Annotated in this window: 10 protein-coding genes; 5 read left to right on the forward strand and 5 right to left on the reverse strand. The window is 60.9% G+C overall.

The features are described 5' to 3' along the window. The first annotated feature begins 3 nt into the window (after positions 1–3). Together pncB and nadE are read left to right on the forward strand one after the other, a co-directional pair. The gene (gene pncB / locus JWU58_RS24635; RefSeq protein ID WP_206421136.1) at positions 4–1,227 is read left to right on the forward strand and encodes a nicotinate phosphoribosyltransferase; all 1,224 of its coding nucleotides are present in this window, start codon (positions 4–6) and stop codon (positions 1,225–1,227) included. Between the two features lie 4 nt (positions 1,228–1,231). Next, positions 1,232–2,059 carry an ammonia-dependent NAD(+) synthetase gene (gene nadE, locus JWU58_RS24640; protein WP_110602760.1) on the forward strand — a complete coding sequence of 276 codons (828 nt, stop codon included), beginning with the start codon at positions 1,232–1,234 and terminating at the stop codon, positions 2,057–2,059. Between the two features lie 124 nt (positions 2,060–2,183). Here the strand turns inward: nadE and azu are convergent, their stop codons facing one another. Further along, positions 2,184–2,627 carry an azurin gene (azu, locus tag JWU58_RS24645; protein WP_024011380.1) on the reverse strand — a complete coding sequence of 148 codons (444 nt, stop codon included), beginning with the start codon at positions 2,625–2,627 and terminating at the stop codon, positions 2,184–2,186. A gap of 342 nt (positions 2,628–2,969) precedes the next feature. Between azu and JWU58_RS24650 the strand changes: the two genes are divergently transcribed. Both JWU58_RS24650 and JWU58_RS24655 read left to right on the forward strand, forming a co-directional pair. Next, complete coding sequence (locus JWU58_RS24650) at positions 2,970–3,557, forward strand: LOG family protein (protein WP_024011379.1); 588 nt, start codon at positions 2,970–2,972, stop codon at positions 3,555–3,557. Positions 3,558–3,625: 68 nt separating this feature from the next. After that, complete coding sequence (locus tag JWU58_RS24655) at positions 3,626–3,814, forward strand: hypothetical protein (RefSeq protein WP_016771927.1); 189 nt, start codon at positions 3,626–3,628, stop codon at positions 3,812–3,814. 209 nt (positions 3,815–4,023) lie between these two features. Here the strand turns inward: JWU58_RS24655 and JWU58_RS24660 are convergent, their stop codons facing one another. The 4 genes from JWU58_RS24660 to JWU58_RS24675 form a co-directional block, all read right to left on the reverse strand. Next, positions 4,024–4,914, reverse strand: a complete 891-nt coding sequence (locus tag JWU58_RS24660; protein ID WP_110602754.1) for a transglutaminase family protein — start codon at positions 4,912–4,914, stop codon at positions 4,024–4,026. Then, complete coding sequence (locus JWU58_RS24665; RefSeq protein WP_206421137.1) at positions 4,914–7,400, reverse strand: circularly permuted type 2 ATP-grasp protein; 2,487 nt, start codon at positions 7,398–7,400, stop codon at positions 4,914–4,916. Before JWU58_RS24665 ends, JWU58_RS24660 begins: the two co-directional genes overlap by 1 nt. Before the next feature lie 88 nt (positions 7,401–7,488). Next, positions 7,489–10,764 (reverse strand): transglutaminase family protein, encoded by a 3,276-nt coding sequence (locus JWU58_RS24670; protein WP_206421138.1) that lies wholly within the window; start codon positions 10,762–10,764, stop codon positions 7,489–7,491. 456 nt (positions 10,765–11,220) lie between these two features. Beyond that, positions 11,221–13,524: a YgiQ family radical SAM protein gene (locus tag JWU58_RS24675; protein WP_016771932.1), complete on the reverse strand. Its 2,304-nt coding sequence runs from the start codon at positions 13,522–13,524 to the stop codon at positions 11,221–11,223. Between the two features lie 226 nt (positions 13,525–13,750). Between JWU58_RS24675 and JWU58_RS24680 the strand changes: the two genes are divergently transcribed. Then, entirely contained in the window at positions 13,751–16,390 is a 2,640-nt protein-coding gene (locus tag JWU58_RS24680; protein ID WP_206421139.1) for a hypothetical protein, read from the forward strand. The last annotated feature ends 167 nt before the right edge of the window (positions 16,391–16,557 follow it).

Genomic DNA, 16,557 nt, shown 5'->3' on the forward strand with positions numbered 1-16,557 from the left:
TTTATGAGCGAGAGTGTGTTTGCCGATCGCATCGTGCAGAACCTGCTCGACACCGACTTCTACAAGCTGACGATGATGCAGGCGGTGCTGCACAACTACCCCAACGTCGAAGTCGAATGGGAGTTCCGTTGCCGCAACGCCGAGGACCTGCGTCCGTATCTGGCCGAGATTCGTCATCAGATCGAGCGTCTGGCCGAGCTGAGCCTGAGTGCCGATCAGTTGAGTTTTCTCGAGCGCATCAGCTTTTTGAAACCGGATTTTCTGCGCTTCCTCGGCCTGTTCCGCTTCAATCTGCGCTATCTGCACACAGGCATCGAGAACGGAGAACTGTTCATCCGCCTGCGCGGGCCATGGCTGCATGTGATCCTCTACGAGGTACCGCTGCTGGCGATCGTCAGCGAAGTGCGCAATCGCTATCGCTACCGGGAGACCTCGCTGGAGCAGGCACGCGAACAGCTGTATCGCAAGTGCGACTGGCTGACCGCCAATGCCTCGGCCGATGAGCTGTCGCAATTGCAGGTTGCCGATTTCGGCACGCGCCGGCGCTTTTCCTTTGGTGTCCAGGCCGAGGTGGTCAACGTGCTCAAGCATGACTTCCCGGGTCGTTTCGTCGGTACCAGCAACGTGCATCTGTCCCGCGAGCTGGACATGAAACCGTTGGGCACCATGGCCCACGAGTGGATCATGGCCCATCAGCAACTCGGCCCGCGTCTGATCGACAGCCAGATCGCCGCGCTCGACTGCTGGGTGCGCGAGTACCGTGGCCTGCTCGGCATTGCCCTCACCGATTGCATCACCACCGATGCGTTTCTTGGCGATTTCGATCTGTTCTTCGCCAAGCTCTTCGACGGTCTGCGCCATGACTCCGGGGACCCGGTGGCGTGGGGCGAAAAGTGCATCGCGCACTACCACAAGCTCGGCATCGACCCGATGAGCAAGACCCTGGTGTTCTCCGACAGTCTGACCCTGCCGAAATCGTTGGAGATTTTCCGCGCGCTGCACGGTCGCATCAATGTGAGCTTCGGCATCGGTACCAACCTCACCTGCGATATCCCGGGTGTCGAACCGATGAGCATCGTGCTTAAAATGACCGCCTGCAACGGCCAGCCGGTGGCGAAGATCTCCGACGAGCCCGGCAAGACCCACTGCAAAGATCCGAATTTCGTCGCCTATTTGCGACATGTGTTTCAGGTTCCTGCCGAATCCAGTCTATCTAGCAAGGAGTGAATTCATGCAAGCCGTACAGCGTGAGATTGCTGAGCAGCTCAAGGTGCAACCACCGTTCGCCGACGACCAGGCCCTGCAGGCCGAAGTCGCCCGGCGCCTGACGTTCATTCAGGATTGTCTGGTCAATTCCGGGCTCAAGACCCTGGTGCTGGGCATCAGCGGCGGCGTCGATTCACTGACCGCCGGCCTCCTGGCCCAGCGCGCGGTACGTGAACTGCGCGAAAAAACCGGCGACGACCGCTACAAATTCATCGCCGTGCGCCTGCCCTACGAAACCCAGTTCGACGAGCACGACGCCAAGGCCTCGCTCGACTGCATCGCCCCTGACGAAATCCACACCGTGAACATCGGCCCGGCGGTCAAGGCGCTGGCAGCTCAGGTGTCGGCGTTCGAAGGCAAACCGGCGGCGTCGGTGGACTTCGTGCTGGGCAATACCAAGGCGCGTATGCGCATGGTGGCGCAGTACACGATTGCCGGGGTGGCGGGCGGTCTGGTGATTGGCACCGACCACGCGGCGGAAGCGGTGATGGGCTTCTTCACCAAATTCGGCGACGGCGCCTGCGACCTCGCCCCACTCAGCGGGCTGGTGAAAAATCAGGTGCGCGCCATTGCCCGCAGTTTTGGCGCGCCGGAGTCATTGGTCGAGAAAGTGCCGACGGCTGATCTCGAAGACTTGTCACCGGGCAAGCCGGACGAAGCGGCGCACGGCGTGACCTATGCCGAGATCGATGCGTTTCTGCACGGGGAAACAGTGCGGGACGAGGCGGCGAAGATCATTGTCGATACGTACAACAAGACTCATCACAAGCGGGTCATGCCGTTTGCGCCTTGATTTTTCAAAGGCATGAAAAAGCCCGCTGAGGAGTGATCCTCCGCGGGCTTTTTCTTTGGCCATCAGTCTTTCAGTGTAGGGGATGGCCTCTTCGCGAGCAGGCTCGCTCCCACATTGGCCCTGATTACTTGACGACGATGGTGCCTTTCATCATCGAGATGTGGCCAGGGAACGAGCAGAAGAAGCCGTAGCCACCGTCAGCCACCTTGGCAACGTCAAAGGTCACCGAGTCGGTTTCCTTGGCGCCGATGATCTTGGTGTGGGCGATGATGCGGGCGTCGCCGTCCTTCAGGTAGTTCTTGTCGATACCGGCCGCCAGGCCGTCGGTAGCGATTGGCTGCATGTCAGCTTCTTTGCTGATCACCAGGTTATGGCCCATGACGGTCTTCGGCAGGCTGCCGGAGTGGGTCAGTTCGACGGTGAAGGTCTTGCAGCTCTTGTCGATCACGATTTCCTTGGTGTTGAAGGACATCTGATCGGTGGAATCAACGGTGGTTTTGCACTCGGCAGCCATCAATTGGCTGCTGGCCAGCGCCAGCAGGGATACCGCAACAACTTTGGAAAACATGGTGAATCTCCAAGGCAGGGTTAACAAAAACACTAGTGGTGGAAAGACTGCCTGAAATCATCGCAAGTTCATATGACTTGAGTCAAAAATTGTATACAACTTTCAGGCTATGACACTCATCGACACAATCTAACGGCCATTTCGTTGGGCCAGGCCTATGATCTGCCCACCTACTGAAACGGAGTGCCAGTCATGTTCTTTAACGGCCTGTTATGCAGCTTGCTCGCCGCCTACGCTTGTGGCGCCAGCGGTACTTTCGAATCACCCGAACGCGAAGTCTAGTCCTTGGAGCGCAGCGTGCCAGCCGTTACCCTGTGCGACTGATCGACTCAGGAGTAATGCATGTCGCTGAAATCCGTTTGTGTGTTTTGCGGTGCCAACGCCGGTACCGTGCCGGCTTACACCGAAGCTGCCGTGGCCCTCGGCCGGGCATTGGCCGAGCGTAATCTGACGCTGGTCTACGGCGGTGGTGCCGTCGGTTTGATGGGCATTGTCGCTGATGCCGCGCTCGCCGCTGGCGGCGAAGTGATCGGCATCATTCCGCAAAGCCTGATGGACAAGGAGATCGGCCACAAGAGCCTGACGCGCCTGGAAGTGGTCGACGGCATGCATGCGCGCAAGGCGCGGATGGCTGAGCTGAGCGATGCGTTCATCGCCCTGCCCGGCGGCCTCGGCACGCTGGAAGAGCTGTTCGAAGTCTGGACCTGGGGCCAGCTCGGCTATCACGGCAAGCCTTTGGGGCTGCTGGAAGTGAACGGTTTCTACAGCAAACTCACGGCTTTTCTCGATCATATCGTCGGCGAAGGCTTCGTTCGCGCGCCACACCGTGACATGCTGCAAGTGAGCGAATCGCCAGATTCCCTGCTCGACGCCCTCGATCAGTGGCAGCCGACCGTCACGCCCAAGTGGGTCGACCAAAAACCCGGTTAACCCCCGGACACCGATACAGGGCAGAATACGCGCCGCTCAACCTCACCTTCGACCCCAGAGGATCGCCCATGGCCAAACCCAATTACTCCTTCGCCAAACGTCAACGAGACCTGGCAAAGGAACAGAAGAAAGAGGAAAAGCTTCAGCGCAAGAAGCAAACCGCTGAAGAAGCGGCACTGAACCCTGACGGTGAAGTGGCGACCGATGATGATGTTGATGCATCCGATGCACCGAAAGATCAGACGCCCGACGCCTGAGCCCCACCGGGTTTGATGATCGAATCAGACCCTGCGGATTTGTGACGGGGCTGGCGGTTTTACTGCCGGCCCTCACAGCCCTGCTTTCTCTGACACACCAAAATCCCCTGTGGGAGCGAGCCTGCTCGCGAATGCGATATATCTGTTACAAATCTATTGGCTGACCTGACGCTTTCGCGAGCAGGCTCGCTCCCACATTTGAAGACTCATCAATTCTGAGGCATCACCGTAACCCGCACTTCCGGGTCGTGATTACCGCCACCGAGAATCACCCCCCGCAACGGCGACACATCGGAGAAATCCCTTCCCCACGCCAGCGTGATGTGTTCCAGCGCCGGCCGCACATTGTTGGTCGGATCGAAATCCACCCAGCCCGATACCGGACAGAACACTGATACCCACGCATGCGAGGCGTCGGCGCCGATCAGGCGTGGCTGCCCCGGCGGCGGCTGGGTCAGCAGGTAACCGCTGACATAACGCGCCGCCAGACCGCGCGAGCGCACACAGGCCAGCATCAGATGAGCGAAGTCCTGACACACGCCGCGTCGACGCTCCAGCACTTCCACCAGCGGCGTCGCCACCTGGGTGGCTTCGGCATCGAAGGTGAATTCGCTGAAGATCTTCTGCATCAGCGCCTGCACCCCGAGCAGCAACGGTCGCCCTGGCGGAAAACAGCTTTGCGAGAACTCGACGAAGCTGCGCTTCAAATGCACATAAGGCGACTGGAACCGGTAGCGACAGGCTTCGAGCAAGTCGGCGGACAACGGCTGACTGCTGTAGGTCAGCGCATCGCGGGTCTGCTCCCACGCTGGCGACTGGTTGAAATCCAGCGCCGGCCGCGCCAGCACCTCGACCGTCAGCCGGGCGTTGACCTGCAATTGGTCATGGGGCCGTTCAAAGGCCAACCGCGTCAACGGATTGCCGAATACGTCCAGTTCATCACGGCGCATGGTCGGCTCGGGACTGATCAACAGTTGCTGCTCGGTGCAGCGCTGCCAGCTGCATTCGCGCGGCCACAGGTGCGCCAGTTGCTGTGCGAGCGAAACCGGGCTGTCGTAGTGATAACAGGTGTCGTGGAAGATCTGATATTGAGCGCTCATCACACGGACACCGTTCGCTGGCTGACATCATCGACATGGGCGAAATGGCGCAGCGCCAGACGATCCGATACCTGGCCACTGGCTTCGGCGATTTCCTGCAACAGATCGGCCAGACCATCCAGCGCGGCACGTACGCTGGATTTGCCGAACAAAGGATTTTCCAGACAACCGAGATCAAACCGCGACAGGCGCTCGACCAGTTGCGGCAGCGCGGTTTCCCGAGGCGCGGCGAAATCGTCGTTAAGGCGTTTCAGCGTGCGGGTGACCAGTTTCAGCTGAAACAGCACCGCGTGGGGGTTCTGCTCATCCAGCAGCAGCAAATCCAGCACCGGAATCAGTTGCGCCACCGCCAGATAGCGCGAGCGATAGGTAATGCTGCTGTTACCCAACTCCAGCAACCACTCCAGCCCCGCCTGATCGAACGCACCCGCGCCGCGCAGAAACGCCGCCAGACTGCTGCTGAGAAATTGCAGGCGTTCGATGCGCCGGCCGATCATCAGAAAGCGCCAGCCTTCGTCACGGGTCATGTCATCCAGCGCAAACCCCGACAGCGCTGCCAGCGACATCACCAGACGGTTGAGGAAATCCAGCAGTTCGCCGAAGTCCGGTTCATCGACTTCCAGCTCCAGCGCCTCGCGCTGCAATTCCACCAGCGCCTGCCAGTTTTCCCGGGACAGCTTGCCGCGCACTTGCGAGGCGGCCCACTGCAGGCGTTGCAAGTTGGAGCGCAGGCTGAACGACCAGTCCTCGCCCAGCAACGCAGCGAGCAGGCGCTCCGGCAGTTCGCCCTCATCCGGCAACAGCGCCAGCCGCTCGCCAAGATCGACCGCTGCTTGCAGCGCCTGCGGATCATCGCCATCGACGTAACGCGTGAGCATGATGCGCAGCAGCCGCGCGCTGTCGTCGCAGCGCTCGCAATAACGGCCGAACCAGAACAGATTCTCCACTACCCGCGATGGCAGGTTAGGATCGCGCCGCACCAGATCGTGCACGCCGACATTGCGCTGCGCCTTCCACTGCTCGCCACTCGGCGCACGGTCGCTGAGCACCCAGGTGTCCTTGCTCGCCCCACCGCGCTGCATCGACACCACTTCGGCATCAGCCTCGGCCGCCACTCGGGTCAGACCGCCCGGCAACACGCGGTAGCCATCGTGGCTGGCCACCGCATACATGCGCATGCCGATCGCGCGGGGTTGCAGATGACCGTCCTCGGCTTGCCACACCGGCGCCTGCGACAGTTGCGCAAGCTCTTGCGCGACGTAGGCATAAGGCCGTGCCTGCATACGCTGCGCCAGGTCGAGGCGCTGACTTTCATTCAAGTCACGGCCGAAAACAGGCGCGAAACTCTGCGACGGGAACGCCGGTTTGATCAGCAGCTCCGGAAGTTTTTCCAACGCCTGCGCCAGCACCGGCGCTTCACCGCACCACCAGGTGGCGATCGAAGGCAGGATCAGTTCTTCGCCGAACAGGTATTGATTGATCTTCGGCAGAAACCCCAGCAGCCCCGGCGATTCCAGCACCCCGCTGCCTAGCGCATTGGCCACCAGTACCCGCCCCTGACGCACCGCCTCAAGCAGACCGGGGACCCCGAGCGCCGAGTCGGTCCGCAGTTCCAGCGGGTCGCAGAAATCATCGTCGAGGCGGCGCATGATCGCGTGCACCCGGCGCAGGCCACTGAGGGTTTTCAAGTAAACGGTGGCATTGCGCACCGTCAGATCGCCACCCTCGACCAGCGGATAACCGAGCTGGCGCGCCAGATACAGGTGCTCGAAATAACTTTCATTGAACCGCCCCGGTGTCAGCAGCACCACCAGCGGTGCGTCATCGCCCTCCGGTGCCTGACGGGCCAGGGTTTCCTGCAAGGTGCGGAAGAAACCGGCCAGATGCTGGACCTTAAGATCCCGGTACAAATCAGGAAAGGCGCGGGAGACGATGGTGCGGTTTTCCAGCGCATAGCCGGCCCCGGACGGCGCTTGGGTGCGATCGGCAGTGACCCACCAGCGACCATCCGGTGTGCGCGCCAGATCCACGGCATACAAATGCAAAAAGGCTGACTCGGGCGGGGCAATGCCCTGACAGGGCCAGAGAAAATTGTTGTGCCCGAACACCAGCTCTGCCGGCAGCAGGCCTTCACTGATCAACCGTTGCGGACCGTACAGATCCGCCAGCACTGCATTGAGCAAGCGCGCACGCTGAGCGATGCCGGCGGACAATTGCTGCCATTCATCAGCCGCGATCACATGGGGCAGCAGATCCAGCTCCCACGGCCGGTCAGCGCCCTTGGGATCGGCATAGACGTTATAGGTGACGCCGTTTTCCTGAATCTGCCGCGCCAGCAAGGCCTGACGCTGCACCAGTTGCGCCGGGCTGCTGCGCTGCAACTGATCGAACAGGCGCTGCCAATGCGCACGCACTGCGCCGCTGCCGTCGAGCAGTTCGTGATAGGTGCCCGCAGTCAGCGGGTAGCGGTCTAACAGGTCAGGCATGGAAAGCTCGGCAGACAGCAGGGAACGGTCAGACTAACGCAGGCACATGACACGCGGATATACGAAAAATCCGCGTGTTGCGTAGGCTCTAGTAACGGCGCAGGTCGATGGTCATCGGTAGCTCGTCATTGATTTCTACCTTGGGTACGGGAAGTTTCCCCGGCGTGTGTCCCAGGCGGAAAAACCGCGCCATGCGCCGGCTCTCCGCTTCATTGGCATTGACCGGCAAGGTCTCGTAATTGCGCCCACCGGGATGGGCGACGTGGTACTGGCAACCACCCAGCGAACGCCCCATCCAGGTATCGAGCAGGTCGAACACCAACGGCGCGTGCACCGGTATGGTCGGATGCAGGCAGTTGGCTGGTTGCCACGCCCGAAAGCGCACCCCGGCGACAAACTCACCCACCCGCCCGGTCGGGTGCAACGGCACCGCGACGCCATTGCAAGTCAGCAGATAACGTTGTGGCGGCAAGCCGTTGAGTTTGACCTGCAAGCGCTCCAGCGATGAATCGACGTAGCGCACCGTGCCGCCCGCCGAGCCCTCCTCGCCCAGCACGTGCCAGGGTTCGAGCGCCTGACGCAGCTCCAGCTCGATGCCATTGACGGCGTAGTCGCCGACCTTGGGAAAACGAAACTCCAGATGCGCCGCGAACCACTCCGCACGCAACGGATAGCCGGCGTTGTTGAGCTCGACGATGACGTCGGCGAAATCCTCTTCGATAAAGTGCGGCAGCAGGAAGCGATCGTGCAGCTCGGTGCCCCAGCGCGCCAGTTTCGCCGGCGCATAAGGCTCGCGCCAGAACCGCGCGACCAGTGCCCGTAGCAGCAACTGCTGAGCCAGACTCATGCGCGCATGGGGCGGCATTTCAAAAGCGCGCAGTTCCAGCAAGCCAAGACGCCCGGTGGCGCCGTCCGGTGAATACAGTTTGTCGATGCAGAATTCGGCGCGATGGGTATTGCCGGTGACGTCGATCAGCAGATTGCGCAACAGTCGATCGACCAGCCACGGTGCACATTCCTCGCCCGGTTCCGGCATCTGCGCAAAGGCGATTTCCAGTTCGTACAAGGCGTCATTGCGCGCCTCATCAACCCGTGGCGCCTGGGACGTCGGGCCGATGAAGAGGCCGGAAAACAGGTACGACAGCGAAGGATGGTTGTGCCAATAGCTGATCAGACTGCGCAGCAGATCCGGCCGCCGCAGAAACGGTGAGTCCGCCGGTGTCGCGCCGCCAAGGACGAAATGGTTGCCGCCGCCGGTGCCGGTGTGGCGTCCGTCGATCATGAACTTCTCGGTGGTCAGCCGGGTTTGCCGTGCCTGTTCGTAGAGAAACTCGGTGCGCTCGACCAACTCGTCCCAGCTCGCCGATGGCTGCACGTTGACCTCGATCACGCCCGGGTCCGGAGTGACACGGAAATTGCTCAGGCGCGGATCACTCGGCGGTTCATAGCCTTCCAGCAACACCGGGCAATGCAATTCTTCGGCGGTGGCCTCAATGGCCGAGACCAGCTCCAGATAATCCTCGACCCGCTCCAGCGGCGGCATGAACAGATACAGCCGCCCTTCGCGGGCCTCGGCGCAGAATGCGGTACGGGTCAGCCAGTCAGCGGACTCGTCGATTTTCGGCACCCGCTCATCCATCGCAGCCGGTTCGCCGTGAACACCGAGCTGTGCCAGATCCGGCAGTTCAGCGAAGTCCTGATTCGGATCGTTGGGATGGATGAACGGATATTCCGCCGCTTTCACCCACGGCTGCGAGGCCAGCGGCAAGCGGTAACCCAGCGGCGAATCCCCCGGCACCAAGCGACAGTGCTCGTCACGCAGATACCAGCGCCCGCTCTGCCATTGATCGCCCTTGGCCGTGCGCGCCAGCGGCAGCACCTGGCCGATCACCTTGTTCAGGCCCTGACTGAAGACCTTGCGCAACCGCGCACGCTCCAATGGCTCTTCCAGACGCGAATCCTCGGCGCTGACGTTGCCGGGCAACGCACCCTCGCGCCAGAGGTAATAGAGATGATCCTCGTAAGCCGGGAAGACAAAGCGTGCAGGCAACTTCAGGCGCTCGGCGACGCTGGCGAGAAAGCGTCCGGCCAGTTCGCCGTCGGCGCCGTAGTCCTGCTGTTCGTCGGCGATCAATGCGTCGTTGTGCCAGATCGGCTGACCGTCGCGGCGCCAGTAACAATTGAGCGACCAGCGCGGCAATTGCTCGCCGGGATACCACTTGCCCTGACCGAAATGCACCAGCCCCTGCGGTGCATATTGCTTGCGCATGCGTTGGAACAGTTCGGCGGACAGCCGACGCTTGTCCGGCCCCAGCGCGGCAGTGTTCCATTCGGCGCCGTCCGGGTCGTCAATGGAGACGAAGGTCGGTTCGCCGCCCATGGTCAGGCGCACATCGCCTTCAAGCAGATCGGTATCGATCTGCCGGCCCAGTGCCTGGATCGCCCGCCACTGTTCATCGGTGTAGGGCTTGGTGACACGTGGCGCTTCCCAGATTCGCTCGACCGACATTTCGTGGCTGAACTGTGTCTCGCAAGGTTCGACCAGACCACTGATCGGCGCCGCCGAGGACGGATCGGGACTGCACGCCAACGGAATATGCCCTTCCCCGGCGAACAACCCGGACGTGGCATCGAGGCCGATCCAGCCGGCCCCCGGCAGATACACCTCGCACCAGGCATGCAGGTCGGTGAAATCGACTTCGGTGCCCGACGGGCCGTCGAGGCTTTTCACGTCGGCGGTCAGTTGAATCAGGTAGCCGGAAACAAACCGCGCCGCCAGACCGAGATTGCGCAACAACTGCACCAGCAACCATGCCGAATCACGGCAGGAACCGGAGGCGTGTTGAAGTGTGTGCTCCGGAGTCTGCACGCCGGGCTCCATGCGGATCAGGTAGCCGATGTCTTCGCTGAGGCGCTGATTGAGCGCCACCAGAAAATCCACCGCCGGCAGTGGCGTGCGGTCGATGCTGTCCAGGTAAGCCTTGAACGTTGGCGTCAGCGGCAGGGTTTCGAGGTACGGCGCCAGCTCCTTGCGCTCGTCGGCGGCGTAGCTGAACGGGATTCGCTCGGCGTACGGTTCGAGGAAGAAATCGAACGGATTGAACACCGCCATTTCCGCGACCAGATCGACTTCGATGCGCAGCTCTGCGGTTTTTTCCGGGAACACCAGGCGTGCCAGGTAATTGCCCTGGGGGTCTTGCTGCCAGTTGATGAAATGCTGCTCGGGCGAGACTTTCAGCGCATAGGAAAGAATTCGCGTGCGGCTGTGGGGCGCCGGGCGCAGGCGGACGATCTGCGGGCCGAGTTCGACAGCGCGGTCGTAGCGATAATGCGTGACGTGATGCAATGCGACATGAATCGACACGGCGTGCCTCCTGCGAGCCTTGGGCGTATGGGAAAGCGCGCAAGACTTATGCCATGCACAGGCTTGCGCGCTTTCGCGAAATGCTCAAGGCAGTACAGCACCAAAACCGGGCGATGCGAGGAAATGCTTGGACTCAGTTGCACGCAAATGTTGCGAACGCTGATTCTTGCGGTGTTTGATCGGACGCTTTCGCGAGCAGGCTCGCTCCCACATGTGCAATGCGTTCCCCTGTGGGAGCGAGCCTGCTCGCGAAGAGGCCAGCGGCAACAACTTGATCGTTCCCACGCTCTGCGTGGGAATGCAGCCCGTGACGCTCCGCGTCACAACCATGTTCGACAATACTGCGAGTAACGGCTGGAACGCGGAACGTCCCGAGAGGCATTCCCGCGCGGAGCGTGGGAACGATCAGCAGAACGCCAACCCGAAGGTTGGCGTTCTGTTCAGCTCAAGCAGTGTTTAGCGCGGCACGACCGGCTTGCGTGTCGGCTTCGGCCCTTTGCCTTTCGCCGCATCCTTGCGCTCCTTGGCCGCCTGCTGGTTGCGGGCGAATGCCGCAGCCTTGGCCTGTTCACGCTTGTCCCACGGATTACCGCCATCACTGGCACGCGGCGGCAGACCGGTGTGCTGGGTGAGAATCTTGGTGGTCTTCTCTTTGGCGACCTTGTGGCTGCCGGCCGGCGTCGAGTTCTTGCGACGGGCGCTCTGGTAGCTGTCGGTGGCCGGCTGATGCGCCGGTATCAGTTGATCCTTGCCCGGGCCGATCAGATCGGCGCGGCCCATGCGGATCAGCGCTTCACGCAGCATCGGCCAGCCTTTCGGGTCGTGATAACGCAAGAACGCCTTGTGCAGACGACGCTGATCTTCGCTCTTGACGATGGTCACGCCGTCGCTCTTGTAGGTGACCTTGCGCAGCGGGTTCTTGCCGGAGTGGTACATCGCCGTAGCGGTGGCCATCGGCGACGGATAGAACGCCTGCACCTGGTCGGCGCGGAAGCCATTGCCCTTGAGCCACAGAGCGAGGTTCATCATGTCTTCGTCGGTAGTGCCCGGGTGGGCGGCGATGAAGTACGGAATCAGGTACTGCTCCTTGCCCGCTTCCTTGGTGTACTTCTCGAACATGCGCTTGAACTTGTCATAGCTGCCGATGCCCGGTTTCATCATCTGGTTGAGCGGACCTTCCTCGGTGTGTTCCGGGGCGATCTTCAGGTAACCGCCGACGTGGTGGGTCACCAGCTCCTTGACGTACTCCGGCGACTCGACGGCGAGGTCGTAACGCAAACCGGAGGCGATCAGAATCTTCTTCACACCCGGCAGGGCACGGGCGCTGCGATACAGCTGAATCAGCGAAGAGTGGTCGGTGTTGAGGTTCGGGCAGATACCGGGGAACACGCACGATGGCTTGCGGCAGGCGGATTCGATTTCCGGGCTCTTGCAGGCGATGCGGTACATGTTCGCAGTCGGGCCGCCGAGGTCGGAAATGACCCCGGTGAAACCCGGCACCTTGTCGCGGATCTCTTCGATTTCGCGAATGATCGACTCTTCGGAACGGTTCTGGATGATGCGGCCTTCGTGCTCGGTGATCGAGCAGAAGGTGCAGCCACCAAAGCAGCCACGCATGATGTTCACCGAGAAACGGATCATGTCGTACGCCGGGATCTTCTCCTTGCCGTACGCCGGGTGCGGCACACGGGCGTAAGGCATGCCGAACACGTAGTCCATTTCTTCAGTGGTCATCGGAATCGGCGGCGGGTTGAACCAGACATCGAGCTCGCCATGCTTCTGCACCAGCGCACGGGCGTTGCCCGGGTTGGTTTCCAGGTGCAACACGCGGTTGGCGTGGGCGTACAAAACCGGGTCGTTTCGCACCTTCTCCATCGACGGCAGGCGGATCACGGTCTTGTCGCGGGTCATGCGCGGGCTGGCCAGAATCTGCACGACCTTGGCTTCCTGCGGATCTTCGACCGGGCCTTTTTCCTGCTCGATGGCGCAGGCCTGGGTGTCCTGGGTATTCACGTACGGGTTGATGATTTTGTCGACCTTGCCCGGACGGTCGATGCGCGTGGAGTCGACTTCGTACCAGCCCTGTGGCGTATCGCGACGGATGAACGCGGTGCCGCGCACATCGGTGATGTCTTCGATCTTGTGGCCCCACGACAGGCGCTGGGCAACTTCGACAATCGCGCGCTCGGCGTTGCCGTACAGCAGAATGTCGGCGCTGGCGTCGATCAGGATCGAGTTGCGCACGCGATCCTGCCAATAGTCGTAGTGGGCGATGCGGCGCAGCGAAGCTTCGATGCCGCCGAGCACGATCGGCACGTGCTTGTAGGCTTCCTTGCAGCGCTGGCTGTAAACCAGGCTGGCGCGATCCGGACGCTTGCCGGCCATGCCGCCGGGCGTGTACGCGTCATCGGAACGGATTTTCTTGTCCGCGGTGTAGCGGTTGATCATCGAGTCCATGTTGCCCGCCGCGACGCCGAAGAACAGGTTCGGCTCGCCGAGCTTCATGAAGTCGTCTTTGGACTGCCAGTTCGGCTGCGCGATGATCCCGACGCGGAAGCCTTGCGACTCCAGCAGCCGGCCGATGATCGCCATGCCGAACGACGGATGATCGACGTAGGCATCACCGGTAACAATGATGATGTCGCACGAATCCCAGCCAAGCTGATCCATCTCCTCCCTGCTCATCGGCAGGAATGGCGCTGGCCCGAAACATTCGGCCCAATATTTTGGATAGTCAAATAACGGCTTGGCTGCTTGCATGTCGACGACCGGTGTTGAAGTGAAAAATCGCGGGCGCGGAATATAGCACAAATTTTGACCAATTCCGACGACAGTGGTCGGTTTCTCTGTGCGCTGCTCTCGCGCCGCCAACCCGCCACACATTACGCGTTTTTGTTGAACGCACGACGCACGAAACGGCAAGGAAGCCGCCCGCCCGTCGCACTCCCAAGAGCAGCGGGGCATTAAACGCAAAGGAAGACAGGCAATGGCACCCAAACCGCCAACCAGAGGCATCACGACCGTCTCGGTTCATAACCCGCGACCCGATTATTCGATCACCCGGCCTGGTTTCACGGCGCTTTTCGATGGCGGACCGGGGCACAGAATTCCCACACGCCCGACTCCGACAACGGTATCGACATCGATCGATCACGGGCTCAACCGCATTACCTCCGTGCCTGTGCGGGCAATGGTCAGCACGACAGCGGCCGCCGAATCGGCTGCAGTTGTGCATGAGCGGCCCTTGGGAGATTACTGGATCACTTCGCTGGTCGTGTTGCCGTCAGCCAATGCCGAAGGCATTTCGACGCTTAAGGGACGTCAGTATGTCCAAGTGCCTGAGGGTGGCACCGTGCAGGTCGGTCTGGACCCCGCCAGCGGTCTTTACCGGGCGAAATTGCCCAGCGAATTGCACCCGTCCGGTCCGCTATTGCAGTTCGATGCCGAGAGCCGTCTCTGGCAACCCGTCAATACCTGGGCGCCATCGACCTACCCGCTATCCCCGAGCCGGCTGGAAGCGTTTCGCACCGATCTGGATTTCAGCACGACCGAGCCGGGCGGCGATGGCCTGTTGCGCTTCAACGGCAAACTCTATGTGCAGATCGAGAATCAGGCCTATCAGGTCCTGCATGATCTTGATGCATCAGCGCCGCAGAGGGCGGTCATGCGCATCGTTCGCCCCGACGATCCCATCGCCACCGATGCCACGAATGTTTACGTCGCATCCCGTCCAGGCAGGTCGGAACCGATCATTTTCGACGCTCGCTACGGCTGGCGAGGGACCAGTGTAACGGGGGCAGCCGGGATGCAGAGAGGGGCAGGAGTGGCGCCCTCGGAGCTATGGCAGCGGGTGGAAGTCGGAATCAGACTTGGCCACTTCAACAAGCGAATCGAGCAGGACACCGCTAAAAGTGAACACCTGAAGGAGGTGTGGCGCAGCATCAGGGAAGCGGGGGGCGAGCGTTCAGACGCGGTCAAGCGCGAAACGATGGCGCTGCTTGATCGTGAATTACACAGCCACCAGGCGCTGAGGTCCCTTGCAAAAGCAATAAAATTCCATAAGCAGCAAAAACCCGCGGTCCGGCACTTCATAAAGAAGGAAGACTACGACAAAAAAATGATTGCGATGCACAAGATCCAAATGAGCTTCTACGATCAATTGGTCGAATGCGGCTTGACCCGCCATGCGCTGGGAGGGCCATTGATCGACATCGACAGGCTCCCACGAACAGTCAACGTCCTGGGGAAAATTCTCGGCCATATGCGAGAGCGCCAGCACATTGCCGACAATCTGGTGAACACATGGCGGGTCGCGCCGGACGAATTCAGTGCATACGCTCTGACACCAATGGACACTCACGACGTCGTGGCTTCGTGGGTATTGGCCAAAAGCCTGATGCTGGACGACCATCAATCAGACGGAAACTACCCTCAGGCCTCCGAACTGGCGACCAGATTTGGTCAGGTAACTTTCGTGTATGGAGCGCTGGGTAAAATTCCGGAGACTTCGCACCCTGCGATATTGCGTGATCTGCTCCAGGAATGCACAGCCCTTCGCTACTGGTACGAGCGCCTTGATCTGACACCCGATGAGCAGCACGCAACGTCACGCACGGCTATCACCGCCGAGCTGAAAATATTCGAAGAGACGCTGACTCATCGCCTGTTCCAATATCAACGCCAGCCTGATCTCCCGGCGCTGCCGATCAACGATCAGGCCATTGATTTCGAGTATGTTCCGGAGCAGGACAGATCCGGTTTCCAACCGCCACCCAAGCGCATTTTCAAGGCAAAGAAACACGGTATTTACAAGATCCATGTCGGCGAGTCCCGACGTACCGCGCACAACGAAGAAGTCATCGATGTACGCAGTCTGCACGACCCGCAACAGCCAGTGCAGACCTATGAACAAAGAGCTGGTGAGTGGCACCCCGTCCGCGCAACGCAGGACACAACCCTGCCCGACCTGACTCTCAGAGCCAATCAGCACCTTGAGCAAACCGACGCACATGTGCGCGAAGCCCGGCGCGAAGAGTCGCGCAAAAACCATCCGGACAACATTGTCGAGATGCTTGAGCGCAAGGCCGGGGCAATGGATGAGATCGCACTCCAGCTTCGGCGACAGGAGCCCACCGATGGCGAAACAGATGCGCTGATCCAACGCCTGCAGGACACCAGTGAACGCCTGCGCAGCGAGGGCGAAAACATTCGTGTCCGGATCTACAAGGACAAACATTTTCTGAGCCCCGACCGATTGTTGTATCTGATCGACAAGGGCGAAGTGCGTGCGCAGAAAATCGAGACCCGGTTAAAACGCGGCAAGGGGCAGAATCGAGACTTTATCGACGTCTATCTACTGACGGATGCGCACACCTACGACCCCCTCTGGCACGCGCACTTTCATTACGCGAAACCGGATACGCCCGATCTCAACTTCAATGTTTCCGGCGGGCACCTGAAAACCCTTGAGCAAAGCCGCATGGGTGTGCGTTCGCAGCGCCGGGAAGAACTGGCGCAGCGGCCACACAAACCTATCTGGCGCGCCGCCCTCGATGGCCACGCAGCGCAGAAAATTTTCGACCTCGCCGCCACCTCTTTCCATCCCGAGACACATCATCAGGCATGACGCCGAACCGGCCGGCAGCGTCCGTTGCGGACGCGACCGCTCAATCACTACAAGGAACGTAAGACATGCGCAGCAAAACGCCGCACCCAGTTAGTCCCCCCGGTAATTTTCATCTTCGACCGGATACATCCGCCGATGCCATCCCGCAGCGTCCCCTCCTCACGCCG

It is taken from the genome of Pseudomonas atacamensis, assembly GCF_017167965.1.
GTDB classification, from domain to species: domain Bacteria; phylum Pseudomonadota; class Gammaproteobacteria; order Pseudomonadales; family Pseudomonadaceae; genus Aquipseudomonas; species Aquipseudomonas atacamensis.

Excerpts from the sequence above, each read along its gene's own strand:
- JWU58_RS24655 (WP_016771927.1), top strand. The coding sequence starts at position 3,626 with ATGGCCAAACCCAATTACTCCTTCGCCAAACGTCAACGAGACCTGGCA.
- azu (WP_024011380.1), bottom strand. The coding sequence starts at position 2,627 with ATGTTTTCCAAAGTTGTTGCGGTATCCCTGCTGGCGCTGGCCAGCAGC.
- JWU58_RS24660 (WP_110602754.1), bottom strand. The coding sequence starts at position 4,914 with ATGAGCGCTCAATATCAGATCTTCCACGACACCTGTTATCACTACGAC.
- JWU58_RS24650 (WP_024011379.1), top strand. The coding sequence starts at position 2,970 with ATGTCGCTGAAATCCGTTTGTGTGTTTTGCGGTGCCAACGCCGGTACC.
- JWU58_RS24665 (WP_206421137.1), bottom strand. The coding sequence starts at position 7,400 with ATGCCTGACCTGTTAGACCGCTACCCGCTGACTGCGGGCACCTATCAC.
- nadE (WP_110602760.1), top strand. The coding sequence starts at position 1,232 with ATGCAAGCCGTACAGCGTGAGATTGCTGAGCAGCTCAAGGTGCAACCA.
- pncB (WP_206421136.1), top strand. The coding sequence starts at position 4 with ATGAGCGAGAGTGTGTTTGCCGATCGCATCGTGCAGAACCTGCTCGAC.
- JWU58_RS24680 (WP_206421139.1), top strand. The coding sequence starts at position 13,751 with ATGGCACCCAAACCGCCAACCAGAGGCATCACGACCGTCTCGGTTCAT.
- JWU58_RS24675 (WP_016771932.1), bottom strand. The coding sequence starts at position 13,524 with ATGCAAGCAGCCAAGCCGTTATTTGACTATCCAAAATATTGGGCCGAA.